The sequence below is a fragment of the Halodesulfovibrio sp. genome (assembly GCF_025210605.1).
Classification (GTDB): domain Bacteria; phylum Desulfobacterota; class Desulfovibrionia; order Desulfovibrionales; family Desulfovibrionaceae; genus Halodesulfovibrio.
In genome coordinates this window covers 50,184-62,983 of sequence record NZ_JAOARI010000013.1, presented here as the reverse complement: position 1 = coordinate 62,983, position 12,800 = coordinate 50,184, and the positions used below count along the sequence as shown (strand labels likewise).

10 protein-coding genes are annotated in these 12,800 nt (G+C 45.8%); 7 read left to right on the top strand and 3 right to left on the bottom strand.

Annotated features, from left to right (window positions below; translation table 11 throughout):
* Positions 1-95 precede the first annotated feature (95 nt).
* From N4A56_RS04350 to N4A56_RS04330, 5 genes are all read left to right on the top strand, one after another.
* Positions 96-971 (top strand): IS1595 family transposase, encoded by an 876-nt coding sequence (locus N4A56_RS04350; protein WP_293670384.1) that lies wholly within the window; start codon positions 96-98, stop codon positions 969-971.
* 279 nt (positions 972-1,250) lie between these two features.
* Complete coding sequence (locus N4A56_RS04345; protein ID WP_295545283.1) at positions 1,251-1,490, top strand: hypothetical protein; 240 nt, start codon at positions 1,251-1,253, stop codon at positions 1,488-1,490.
* A 24-nt stretch (positions 1,491-1,514) separates the two neighbouring features.
* On the top strand, positions 1,515-4,553 hold the full coding sequence (gene fdnG, locus N4A56_RS04340) for a formate dehydrogenase-N subunit alpha (RefSeq protein WP_295545281.1): 3,039 nt from the start codon (positions 1,515-1,517) through the stop codon (positions 4,551-4,553).
* Positions 4,554-4,556: 3 nt separating this feature from the next.
* The gene (locus tag N4A56_RS04335) at positions 4,557-5,264 is read left to right on the top strand and encodes a 4Fe-4S dicluster domain-containing protein (protein WP_295545279.1); all 708 of its coding nucleotides are present in this window, start codon (positions 4,557-4,559) and stop codon (positions 5,262-5,264) included.
* A gap of 307 nt (positions 5,265-5,571) precedes the next feature.
* Positions 5,572-6,285, top strand: coding sequence for a molybdopterin-guanine dinucleotide biosynthesis protein MobB (locus N4A56_RS04330; RefSeq protein WP_295545277.1), 714 nt, complete (start codon positions 5,572-5,574; stop codon positions 6,283-6,285).
* A 176-nt stretch (positions 6,286-6,461) separates the two neighbouring features.
* On the opposite strand, the gene N4A56_RS04325 is transcribed toward N4A56_RS04330, so the two are convergent.
* The 3 genes from N4A56_RS04325 to N4A56_RS04315 are packed head-to-tail and all read right to left on the bottom strand — an operon-like array spanning position 6,462 to position 9,513.
* Positions 6,462-6,794 (bottom strand): STAS domain-containing protein, encoded by a 333-nt coding sequence (locus tag N4A56_RS04325; RefSeq protein WP_293670376.1) that lies wholly within the window; start codon positions 6,792-6,794, stop codon positions 6,462-6,464.
* A 13-nt stretch (positions 6,795-6,807) separates the two neighbouring features.
* The gene (locus N4A56_RS04320) at positions 6,808-7,248 is read right to left on the bottom strand and encodes an ATP-binding protein (protein ID WP_295545275.1); all 441 of its coding nucleotides are present in this window, start codon (positions 7,246-7,248) and stop codon (positions 6,808-6,810) included.
* Positions 7,249-9,513, bottom strand: a complete 2,265-nt coding sequence (locus tag N4A56_RS04315; RefSeq protein WP_293670372.1) for a SpoIIE family protein phosphatase — start codon at positions 9,511-9,513, stop codon at positions 7,249-7,251. It lies immediately after the preceding gene.
* Positions 9,514-9,597: 84 nt separating this feature from the next.
* Between N4A56_RS04315 and N4A56_RS04310 the strand changes: the two genes are divergently transcribed.
* Complete coding sequence (locus N4A56_RS04310) at positions 9,598-12,123, top strand: ABC transporter ATP-binding protein/permease (RefSeq protein ID WP_295545274.1); 2,526 nt, start codon at positions 9,598-9,600, stop codon at positions 12,121-12,123.
* 38 nt (positions 12,124-12,161) lie between these two features.
* Positions 12,162-12,674 carry a cyclic nucleotide-binding domain-containing protein gene (locus N4A56_RS04305; RefSeq protein ID WP_293670369.1) on the top strand — a complete coding sequence of 171 codons (513 nt, stop codon included), beginning with the start codon at positions 12,162-12,164 and terminating at the stop codon, positions 12,672-12,674.
* Positions 12,675-12,800 lie beyond the last annotated feature (126 nt).

The window sequence follows — 12,800 nt, the reverse complement described above, 5'->3', positions numbered from 1 at the left end:
GTATAATGCAGGAAGCACTCACGCTTTTGATTGTACAACCAACTAAAACAAAGGTAGTTCTTGCCCTAGTGTCAATTTAACAGTAAGTAGTGACTATGCAAGAAACAGCAGCTTTCGACATCTCCATGCTTAGTTCTGAAGACGCAGCATTAGAATACCTTCTTTCTTTTTGCTGGCCTTCCGGTGTACGCTTTTGTCCAAGATGCGGACAACACAAGCTTTATACTCTTTCTGGGGGGCGATATCGCTGTGCCACTTGCAAATACACATTTCAGGATTTCAGCGGACGCTGGATTAACAACGGCAGCCTGTCACCTTCTACATGGCTCCACCTTGCTCACATGTTCCTGCAAGAATACACAGTTCATGAACTGGCGCAGGAAGTTAATCTTTCCTACAATGCTGCCTACAAGGCAGTAACAACTATTCGCTTTGCCCTGCTGGCACACGCAACAGATGCCCGCCAGCTACTTGGTCCTGAAACCGGACTGGGCAGATATATTAAAGGAAAAAAACTTACCGGTGCACCGCCTGTCAGAGCAAAGGGTGCTATCCCTGTTTTCGGCATAATGGAACGCAACGGCTGGGTTTTTATTGACTTAGTGAGCGGTATTGAAGCCGAAACAGTATTTCACTTCAATCACAGCTTCCACCTTACCCTCTTCCGTGCGGGTAACATTATATACACTGGAAAATATCGCCAGTACGATGCGCTCATTCTATGTGGCGATGACTCCCTGCCATACGAGTACATCAGAAAATACGACCATGACTTCCCAATTCGGGAAGGCTCCTTCTGGGAATTCGGACATTCCCGCTTAAAACGTTTTAAGGGTATCACCCCACAACGTTTCCCGCTCTACCTCAAAGAACTGGAATTTCGCTATAACAACAAGGATGGAGACATTCTCTCCTTATTGCTGTCTCAGTTATGCGACCTTGTTCCAGACTTTGACCCATTCAAAAAGTAAGCACTTACGGCAAAGTTTGCATTATTTTCAATAAGATACACACCTCACATCTCTATGGTGTCAAACCGTGCGCATATCCGGTGTCAAACAGTGCGTATACAAAATCCAACATTCTTTAAAGTACTGTTTTCTATAATAATATAGCACTTACCGAGTGCAGTAGACCTTGTAAGTTTATTTCCATTGTTGAACACCTTCTTTCACGACTACCCTGCTTCTATCAGATGACGATTGCGTGGTGCAGCCAGCACTCCAATCAAGTTGGAAGGGGTTTTTGTTATGGAACGTATAAATCGTTCTCAACACGATGAAGCGACTTTGCTTCCTTTTTCAGGACTCGGAATTTCTCTGACCGACGTACACACACGTGCCACTTTGTGTGAACTTTCGCCTGTCCCTAAAGAAATACCGATTCAAATACCGCAGCCGACACAAGTGAATGCTCTGCCTGCCTGCAAAGGATATGGTAACGGATTTGCAATGCTCCTTGCGTTTGGTTGCGAAATTAGAGGACGTTGACCAGCTTCATTATCAGGAGGAACAATGACAGTCTCCCGTAGGCAATTCCTCAAGCTTTCAGCAGGTGCCGCCACCGCATCTGCTTTTGGCGGACTTGGTATTTCTTTAAAGCCGACCGTCGCGAAAGCTGAGCTGCAAAAACTACAATGGTCCAAGCAGACAACATCCGTATGCTGCTACTGTGCTGTAGGTTGCGGACTTATCGTCAACACAGCTAAAGACGGTGATGGTCGTGCAATCAATGTCGAAGGTGATCCAGATCACCCGATCAATGAAGGTTCTCTGTGTGCTAAGGGTGCTGCAATATGGCAGCTTGCTGAAAACGACAACCGCCCCCAAACTCCATTGTACCGTGCTCCTAATAGCACAGAATGGAAACCTGTCTCCTGGGACTGGGCACTGACAGAAATTGCAAAGCGCGTTAAAAAAACCCGCGATACGTCTTTCCAACGTAAGAATGAAAAAGGCGAGCAAGTTAACCGCACGGAAGCCATCGCTTCTGCCGGTTCCGCCGCAATGGATAACGAAGAATGCTGGGCATACCAGTCATTACTCAGATCTCTTGGCTTGGTGTATGTTGAACACCAAGCGCGTATCTGACACAGCGCAACTGTAGCGGCTCTGGCAGAGTCGTTTGGACGCGGTGCGATGACTAACCACTGGATCGACCTTAAGAACAGTGACTGTGTATTAATCATGGGCAGTAACGCTGCCGAAAACCATCCTATTTCCTTCAAATGGGTAATGAAAGCTAAAGACAAGGGCGCAACACTCATCCATGTTGACCCGCGCTTTACCCGTACATCTGCCAAGTGCGATATGTTTGCTCCTATTCGCTCCGGTGCGGATATTCCTTTCCTTGGCGGCATGGTCAAATACATCCTCGATAACAACAAATACTTCAAAGAGTATGTTGTTAACTACACCAACGCATCTTTTGTTGTCGGCAAAGATTATACATTTGATGACGGTGTCTTCTCCGGTTTTGATCCTAAAACAGGTTCATATGACAAATCCAAATGGGCATTCGAACTGGACAAAAATGGTGTCCCTGTTCGCGACGAATCGTTAAAGAACCCGCGTTGTGTATTCAACCTGCTCAAAAAACACTTTGCCCGTTATGATGTAGATACTGTGTCTGACGTCACAGGAACGCCTAAAGAAGATATCCTCAAGGTATACAAGACATATGCAGCTTCCGGATCGCCGGACAAATCTGCAACCATCATGTACGCAATGGGTTGGACACAGCACACAGTAGGTGTTCAGAACATCCGCACCATGGCAATAGTACAGCTGCTTCTCGGTAACATTGGCGTTGCTGGCGGTGGTGTTAACGCTCTGCGCGGCGAATCCAACGTGCAGGGTTCAACTGACCACTGTCTCCTCGTACATATTCTGCCGGGATACCTTGGAACCCCTAAATCCAAGTGGTCTGATCTTGCAGCATACAACAAAAACTGTACCCCTAAATCAGCAGACCCTATGTCCGCAAACTGGTGGGGCAACAAGCCAAAGTATGTATCCAGTTTCGTAAAAGCAATGTACCCGAAGGCAACACCGGAAAAAGGGTACGAAATGCTGCCTAAGCTTGATGCACACAAGCCGATGACAGAATACTACTGGCTGTCCATGTTTGAAAAAATGAATCAGGGGCAGTTTGACGGTTTCTTTGCTTGGGGTCAGAACCCGGCATGCGGCGGCGCAAACGCCAATAAAAACCGTGAAGCTATGGGCAAGCTTGACTGGCTCGTCAACGTCAACATTTTCGACAACGAAACAGCTTCATTCTGGCGTGGACCGGATATGAAACCTGAGGACATCAAGACAGAAGTATTCTTCCTGCCTTGTGCTGTTTCCATCGAAAAAGAAGGCTCCGTTACAAACTCCGGTCGCTGGATGCAATGGCGTTATCAGGGTCCGAAACCATATGCACAGACTCTTCCTGACGGTGACATCATCCTGAAACTCACCGACAAAATCCAGCAACTCTACAAAAAGGACGGCGGTGCATATCCGGACCCTATCATAAACCTTGGACTGAACGACTGGCAGAACAGCCACGGTCACTTTGACCCACACGGCATTGCTAAACTTATCAACGGTTACTTTATGAAAGATACCGAAGTTAAGGGTAAGAAGTTCAAAAAAGGTCAGCAGGTTCCGAGTTTTGCATACCTTAAAGATGACGGTTCAACATGTTCCGGTAACTGGCTCTACTGTGGCTCTTACACTGACAAAGGCAACATGGCTGCCCGCCGTGACAAAACACAAAACAAAGCACAAGCGAATATCGGGCTGTACCCTAACTGGGCATGGTGCTGGCCTGTAAACCGCCGCATTCTCTACAACCGTGCTTCTGTTGACCTTACAGGTAAACCGTACGCACCTAAAAAAGCGGTTATTAACTGGACTGGCGATAAAACCAAATGGCAGGGCGATGTACCTGATGGTGGATGGAAACCGGGAACAAAGCATGCGTTCATCATGCGTAAGCACGGCTTCGGTCAGATTTACGGCCCGGGACGTCAGGAAGGTCCATTCCCAGAGCACTATGAACCGCTTGAATGCCCTATTGCAAAGCATCCGTTCTCATCCCAGCTGCACAACCCTACTGCATATCAAATTGCAAGTGAGGAAAAAGCAGTTGCCAACCCTAAATACCCGTATGTTGGAACCACATACCGCGTAACAGAACATTGGCAGACTGGATTGATGACTCGTTATCAGGGATGGCTGATTGAAACAGAGCCACAGTTGTTCTGTGAAATCAGTGAAGAATTGGCAAAGAAAGAAAACATTGCGAACGGCGAAACTGTGAATGTTTCCAGCCTGCGCGGCAAGCTCAAGTGTGTTGCCATCGTAACCAAGCGCATCAAGCCATACAAAGTTCAGGGACAGGACGTGCATCTTGTCGGTCTTCCTTGGCACTATGGCTGGGTGACACCGAAAAACGGTGGTGATTCTGCAAACCTCCTCACTCCTTCTGTGGGCGACCCTAACACCGGTATTCCGGAAACAAAGGCGTTCATGGTTAACGTGAGCAAGATAAAGAGAGCGTAAGCCATGGCTAAAAAATTCCTCGTCGATCTTACCCGCTGCACGGCATGCCGTGGTTGTCAGGTAGCATGCAAACAATGGAAAAAGCTTCCGGCGGAAGAAACAGTGAACTGGGGCTCACACCAAAACCCTAAGGATCTGAGCTTTAACACAATACGACTTGTGCGCTTTGAAGAAGTCGTAGTCAACGGCAAAGTTGACTGGCTGTTTTTCCCAGAACAGTGCCGTCATTGCTACGAACCGCCTTGCTTAGGTCAGGCGGAGCTTGATGACGAACGTGCTGTTATTCAGGACGAAACAACTGGTGCTGTTGTCTTTACAGAATACACTAAAAATGTTGACGCCGAAGGCGTTCGCGAATCTTGCCCATACGACATTCCACGCAAGGATCCTGTCTCGGGGCAGCTCTCCAAATGCGACATGTGCATCGACCGTATCCAGAACGGCATGAAGCCAGCCTGTGTACTTTCCTGTCCTACAGGCGCTATGACGTTCGGTGAAGAAGATGAAATTGACGCATTAGCAAAAGAGCGACTGGCTGCTGCCAAAAAACGTTACCCGAAAGCCGTTCTAGGCGACCCAGACGACATACGTGTGGTCTACTTGTTCCAACAAGACCCGACCACATATTTTGAAAAAGCAATTGCAGCAGCTTCCCCGGTCATGATGAACCGTAAGCAAATGTTTGCACGTTTGCTCGGCACTAAGGCATAATAATTCGCGAAACCCTATACGAGAGGCACGCATCCCCTACATGCGTGCCTCTTTTTTTTAATACAACTCGCCACCAGCGCAGAGCAGCTCGCGCTGCATATATCACCACCACATACCAGTGATAGCTTTTGAAAAAAGCTAATGCTGCACTGGTCTCGTAAATTCCGCCCCTCAACATTGTCAGCTTTGAGTATAATTATCTGAATATCTCCAACGTGGTGCATGACTGCAACTAACCTGATTAGTTCTTGCATTTTCTCCACCGCAGACCGAAACTGAATTTTTTCACAACGAACCGAGGTGCTCCATGAAAGCTGTCAGCATTGTTGGCTACAAAAAGTCCGGTAAAACAACTCTCACCCGTAAAATTGCCGATGCACTCGAAGCACGCGGTAAAACGGTAACTATCGCAAAATTCACCCATTCCGGCTTAACTAAACCGGACACTGACACCGGACGATTTGCGAAAGAAGGCAGAACTGTTATCGGACTTAGCGAAAGCGAATGTGGCATCCACTGGGGCGCTAAAAAAATGCTTCCAGATGTACTCCCACTCGCGCAAGCGGATTATCTGCTGGTAGAGGGAGGAAAGACACTAAGCTGGCTCCCCCGAGTAATTTTGCTACGCGAAACTGAAGAGCAAGCAACGCTGGACAGGGGGCTTGCCATTGGTTCCTATGGGACTGTCTCCGCCGATGGCGTTCCCCACTTCGACGAAACAACCATTGAAGAACTAGTAGACTGTATTGAAGAAAAGGCATTTCTGCTTCCCGCACTTGACTGTGGAGCTTGTGGCGAAGCTACCTGTGAGGCTATTGCTCAAAAAATTGTAGCTGGAAAAGCGACCATGAAGGCGTGTAAATCTATCAACAGTTCCGGCTTAACTATTACGGTTAACGGCTCACCAGTAGGGCTGAACCCATTTGTAGAGAATATTATCCGAGGTTCCATTGAAGGTATGCTCGGATCTCTTAAAGGATATGCACTGGGTAGCGATGTCGAAATAAAAATTTCAAAATAGCATGAAAAAACGGTCAGGTAATACTGACCGTTTTTTATTTTTAAAAAGACTGCGGGGTAGTCGCATGTTATCCCCAAGAGACTACCAATTGAGGCGCAGACGTCACTTGCAACACATTGTTATTCGCATCTTTATTGCTCAATTTTGCACCACAATGAATAACGCCACGCAGTGTTTTAAAAGTCGCTTACTGCATCGTCTCGATTTGAGTACATACCGAACAATTGGTCATAACCGGAAATCTCAAAAACTTCCTGAATATAATCTCGCGCACAGCATACCGCCACTTTGCCACCGTTAGGTTGAAGCTGTTGATACGCCATAACGAGAATACGCAGCCCTGCGCTGTTAATATAATCCAGCTCTTCAAAGTCGAACAACAAGCGGGAATACCCACCGCCGATTAATTCTTCCACCTTGGTTTCAAGCTCTTTTGTATGGGAACCATCCAGACGGTGACTCATTGCGAGAACCGTACAATTCGGTAATTCAATGGTTTTCATTGCCATATCAGGCTCCTTTCTAGTGATTGTCCGGATTAACTTTAGTACAAATAATTACGTGATTTTTTCCAGCATGCCGATAGTACGTAAAAGAATCCATAAGCTTACGAACAAGAAATACTCCCATCCCCCCTACCGGTCTTTCTCTTTCCGCAAGCGGCTTATCAAGTTCAGGCTCTTGAATTTTAGAAATATCAAACGGCATACCGTTGTCTATAATCTTAGCGAAGAATATACCACGGGAGACGCACACCACAACATCAACCTGCGATCTCTGCCCATCTGAGAATGCATAATCAAAAATATTTCCAATAAGCTCATCAAGTGCCAGCGTTATTTTAAATACAACAGAAGGCGCAATAGAACGCTGTCCCGCAATATCATCAATGGCAGAAACCAGTTTGACAAAGTCATCGCGCGAGCGAAGTATCAATCTATAGCACAAGCGCCCACTACTCATTTATCCCTCTTTCTTCATAAAGAAATCAAGATTACAAACGGCAACGTCCTTACAACCGGTATGTATATGTTTATCCTTTTTCAACACAACTAATGTTACATCATCCGCGTTCGGAACATTTTTTTGCCATGCCTCTACAGCATCAAGAAGGCGGTTCCGTATGTCTTCGGCAGATTCTGAAGCGTGTTCACGTATCAGTTCGCGAACCCGATCCTTACCGTATAACTCCCCGTTGCCACCTTTACGTGCTTCCCATATTCCGTCTGTTCCCAGCAGTATTACCGTGCCTTCCTGTGTAAGTTCAATTTCACTTTGCTCATATTCAAAACGTGAAAGAACTCCTAGTGGCAAACCGTTCCCCCGCAGCTCTGTAAATTCGTCCTCTTCAGGCGAATACACAATGGCGGGGTCATGCCCTGCCCGAACCCAGCAAAGCTTGTTGCTATGTCCTATAATTTCTAGATAAAACAATGTCATAAACTGACCGGTGCCATGAACATCCTGCACCAGCAAATTATTTACCTGTGATATCCTTTTGGCTGCGCTAATGCGGGTACATTCTGTGTGCACTCTCAGCAACGCACGAGCTGTTGTCATAAGTAATGCAGACGCAACACCGTGCCCTGAGACATCGCCGACAACCACAGAAAGAACCGGCACGCCTTCACACGCAGTCATATAGTAGTCGTAGTAGTCGCCACCTGTTTGATCGCAATATCGAATAGCACCGGAAATCTGCCACCCCGGTAACTTAGGGTCTGTCGAAGGAAGTAAATTTTCTTGAATTTCATGGGCAACATCCAGCGCCTGTTGCGTCTCCACCAAATGCTCTAGCTGTGGACCAATTGTGTTAAAGGTGTCCACAAGTGTGTCGCGCTCATCACCAGTTTTAAAATCAACCCGCGCACTAAAGTTACCCTTTGCCAACTCTCTGAATGCCTCAATCATCAAATTCATCGGCTTAGAAATAGTCTGGCTGGCATACATGGCAAAAAGAAATGTTAAGAATATGATAACGACAACAGCAATTTCAACAATGCGCTGCTGGGCGGAGCTTGCCCAATGTAAATACGCCAATATCTGATTGGTAAGATGCATCACATCTTTTTCCGGTACAATTGCAATGAAATAGCTGTTCCGCTTAAATGGTGCCCATGCGACAAGACTATCCTCCCCATCCCACCGCATTCGCAACGTGCCGGACGTTCCGGAGGCTATAGCATTCATGAATTTTGCTTTGGCTTCCGTATTTTCGAATTTTATCCATTGCTTATCACCGCGTCCCATCACCCAGCTATACCGCGTTCGATTCTCTCTATGCGTATAAGTATGAGCAATCATACGCAGCCCTGCACTACCAGTTCCCTTGTCATCAGCTTCCTCTGCAAGAATCAGCCGCGCATTCTTAGACCATACGGCGGTAACATTACCACCAGTAAGTCCTTGCTCCATCAGAATATCTAAGCCAACAACACCAACAATTTCTTTTGCTTCATTAAATAACGGTGCAGACACCGTAAAAAGCAACCGCCCAGTTGAAGCTCCACGCAAAGGGGCACGCCACACTATGCCTTTTTCCTCAAGAGCCAACCGATACCATATCCTTTCGCGAGGATCGTAGCTTTCGGGCAATCCGGCATGTGCTGGATAATAAAGAAATAAACCGGATTGCATACCGATATACAAATTATACAGCACATCTCCGTATGATTTTTTCAACGCCTTAAAAAGGGGAGCCAACCGAACCAGTTGCTTTGCCTGCCTTATGGCAACAGCCTTTTCCGGCTCTTTCCACGGCAGAGAAAAGCCTAGCTTCCCATAAGAAATATACTTCCCTATATCTGTGCCATATTTGACAATATGCTCACGAGTAGGGGCATGCTTCGGATCAACGACTAAATCTTCCGGATACGGAATTGAAGGGTCAATCTGATCTGAATAGAGAATGTCTTCTCCATCTACTGGCTGCATATTCAGAAAATATTGAGCCGCAAGCGCCACAACCTCAACAATGAGACTTCGCATGCGTTCACTGTTTTCAAGGTCAGAAGCAGAGTTGACCGCAATTTTTTCTATAGACTGACTTGCTTCTGTCACAAGGTCATTGCGGGTACTTTCGTATAGATACTCTTTAATATCAGTTTCAAGTCGTTCAACAGTGACCAAAGTGCCGCAAATAGGCAGCACACTGAACAAAAACAGTGTGAGGAACAGTTTCCACCGCAGAGATAATCTATGAAAGAAGGTTAATTTTTTTCGAGCCATTACACATAGTACCGTACCTTGCTTCTTAATATTGTTATAGATGCCAGAGCAATGTGCCTTTCACAGACCAAAGGATACTCCAGCATGCCAAAAGAACTTCCTCCGGTTACGAAACGTTCCATGTACTTTTGGGTACTATATAAAAACAGACCGTTACAATTAATTATGATTACAATCATTATTATAACGGTCGGAATGCGACTGGTTCCAATCGAAATGCAAAAACGCATCGTTTCAGATGCTATTCAACTAAAAAAGATTGATGCCCTCATCTACTACTGCATGATCTACATCACTGCGGTCTTTCTGGCAGGTATTTTAAAATATGCGATTAATATTCTTCAGGCAAAAGTGGGTGAAGTAACGCTCTACCGCTTACGAAACGCCCTGTATGAGCATATTTTAACGCTACCTATGCCCTTTTTCCGCAGAACCTCACCGGGGCTTGTTGTTTCCACCCTCATGACAGAGTTGCTCCCCATGGCAACATTTGCTGGCATGGCTATTTCCGCACCGCTTGTTAATATTCTCACCTTTTTCGCGTTCGCAGGATATATGCTATATCTCAACCCGCTGCTGGCAGCTCTTTCTGTCGCAATTTATCCTGTCGAAATGCTAGTTATTCCTATTTTACAACGTGCGTACAACAGACTTAATCGCGAACGAACTAACAGCTTGCGACGCACCAGCAGCATTATCAGTGAATCCATGACAGGTATTCACGAAATTCAAGGAAACTGTGCGTACTCTTTAGAGGAAAACAAATTCAAAAAATCCGCTCATTGGCTCTATGACATTACCTACCGGCTCTTAATTGTTAAGTTCGGTATCAAGTTCACAAACAATCTATTTCAGTCTCTCGGTCCATTTATTCTATTTTTGATCGGCGGCTATCTGGCAATTCAGGGAAAATTTCAATTAGGCGCACTGGTTGCATTTCTTTCCGCGTATGAAAAGCTCTACGACCCGTGGAAAGAACTCATGGAGTTCTACCAGCTCTATCAGGATTGTGTTGTCCGCTATAAGCAGGTGATGGATTATTTCGATTTGCTGGCAGAATTTCCTTCCATTCCTGAAGGTCGGGATGTCTATCGCTTCAACGGTGACATTGCTATCAACGACCTTTCGTTCACCATCGGTTCAAACATTCGCTTACTTGATAACATCAACATGCACATTACCCCGGGCGAACACCTTGCACTTGTAGGCTTCTCCGGTAGCGGTAAATCTACACTCGCCAGTGCAGTCAGTCAGATGTTAAAATATACAGGCGGCAGTGTGCAGCTTGATGGGCATGAAGTTGCACAAATGACGAAGCAAGATATTGCGGAAAACATGGGCATTGTTGCCCAGCATCCATTTATTTTTGATGGCACTATCCGCAACAACCTCGTGTACAGCAGTGAAGCTCTACTTCGTCAACAAGGTGAAACAGATCCTGAATTGCCTGATCTCGATAGAATTATTGAAGTAGCACAACAGGTAGGTCTTTTTGTAGATGTGCTTGGTTTTGGATTACGCACGACACTTAAAAAAGATGAGTCACCGGAATTAATAGAAAGCCTCATCCGCGCCCGTGCTCAATTCCAGCAACGGCACGGCGTGCAGTTACATAATGATATTGAGTTCTTTGATCCGGAAAAATATCTGCAATACGCCTCTATCGCAGAGAATATAGTTTTTGGTGCTCCATGCGATGAAGAAATTTCTATGGAAAACCTGCACCAGCAAAAGCAGTTCATAGCCTTCCTTAACGAATACAAGTTACTTCCCCCGCTAGAATTACTCGGTGTCACACTTGCTACTCGAACAGTTGAACTGGCGCACAACTCACCAGACGAACAAGAACTTCTTCAGCGAAGCCCCGTTCCTGCTAATGAGCTGGCTTCGTACAGCCGCATTGTAGATCAACTGAGCAAGGCAGATACACCCGAAGATGGGGTGCAATTACTCGACGAATCAGCACGACTTGCTCTTTTATACCTGAGTTTAAATTTCACTCCGAGCCGCCACTCCATTGCTTCTATCCCAGACGCTCTATACGCAACTATCAGTGAAATTCGTGAGTCTTTCAAAAAATATATGGATGAACATATGCCGGGGGCATTCAATGCGTATTGCCGCGAGAGCTATGTGCATACACTCTCCATTATGGATAACATCGCATACGGTCACATCAAGCTTGATAACGCAGGAGCCGAAGAGCGTGTGCAGCAACATATCAATCAGCTTCTTATTATTGAAGGAGTTCTTGAGACAGTTCTCGAAATCGGTCTGGAGCATAATGTCGGTAACATGGGTGAAGACCTATCCGGTGGACAACGCCAAAAGGTCGCACTTGCACGCGCCTTCTTGAAACGCCCTCCAATCTATATTTTTGATGAAGCAACATCTGCTTTAGACAACGCATCCCAGCAACGCATCCAAAATGTTATGGAGCGAATGCTCAAAGGCAAAGCCACAATACTTTCAGTTGTGCATAGACTCGATACCTTGCCGGGGTATGATAAAGTTGCAGTATTACGAAGCGGAAAGCTCGTTGAGCAAGGAACGTATGAAGAACTTATGGAACAAAAGGGTGCTCTGTACGAACTCATCCACGGTGCATAAAAGGCATCACTCACCATGCTAAAAAATCGGGAGAATATATGGATACCACAAAAGCCCCACCCTGCTGTGAATACGATCAGAACCTTGATCTACTCTTAAAAGCCGAAATTTTTGCCAAAATCCCCATTGAACGGCTTCGCACTTATGCCCTGCTTGTCAAACGGATGAACTATCAGGCAGGAGACTTTGTATTCCATCAAGGTGATTACGATAATAAAGCCTACCTGCTGGTTCAAGGCTCACTTTCAATCACCTACACATATGTAGATAAATCTATTGCGCATGGCACAATCACAGAAGGTCGCGTGTTCGGCACACTTGCACTACTTGCTGACACAGAGCGTTTATTCTCCGTTGAAGCTCTCGAACCGGCAATGTGCTTAATTCTTCCACGACCAAAAGCGTTATCACAACTTGATAAAGACCCTGAAGCAGCGAAAATTTTCCTTAGAATTATCACTGACCGTCTTAGTCATTGGGAGAAAAATTGCTTAGTGGAAGCAGCCACAATCGAAAGTTGCCCATGCAAGTATGGAGTAAGTTTAATTTAGAAAGCGCCTCTATAGAAAAAAGACGAGCCACAGCAAAAAAGCAACGTAATCGCGCAACCTCTAAATTCAATAACATATTGTTATTAATCACTTGTTATTTTTAGACACATTTTTCAGCGTAGAATC

Excerpts from the sequence above, each read along its gene's own strand:
- N4A56_RS04350 (WP_293670384.1), top strand. The coding sequence starts at position 96 with ATGCAAGAAACAGCAGCTTTCGACATCTCCATGCTTAGTTCTGAAGAC.
- N4A56_RS04345 (WP_295545283.1), top strand. The coding sequence starts at position 1,251 with ATGGAACGTATAAATCGTTCTCAACACGATGAAGCGACTTTGCTTCCT.
- N4A56_RS04335 (WP_295545279.1), top strand. The coding sequence starts at position 4,557 with ATGGCTAAAAAATTCCTCGTCGATCTTACCCGCTGCACGGCATGCCGT.
- N4A56_RS04330 (WP_295545277.1), top strand. The coding sequence starts at position 5,572 with ATGAAAGCTGTCAGCATTGTTGGCTACAAAAAGTCCGGTAAAACAACT.
- N4A56_RS04325 (WP_293670376.1), bottom strand. The coding sequence starts at position 6,794 with ATGGCAATGAAAACCATTGAATTACCGAATTGTACGGTTCTCGCAATG.
- N4A56_RS04320 (WP_295545275.1), bottom strand. The coding sequence starts at position 7,248 with ATGAGTAGTGGGCGCTTGTGCTATAGATTGATACTTCGCTCGCGCGAT.
- N4A56_RS04315 (WP_293670372.1), bottom strand. The coding sequence starts at position 9,513 with ATGGCTCGAAAAAAATTAACCTTCTTTCATAGATTATCTCTGCGGTGG.
- N4A56_RS04310 (WP_295545274.1), top strand. The coding sequence starts at position 9,598 with ATGCCAAAAGAACTTCCTCCGGTTACGAAACGTTCCATGTACTTTTGG.
- N4A56_RS04305 (WP_293670369.1), top strand. The coding sequence starts at position 12,162 with ATGGATACCACAAAAGCCCCACCCTGCTGTGAATACGATCAGAACCTT.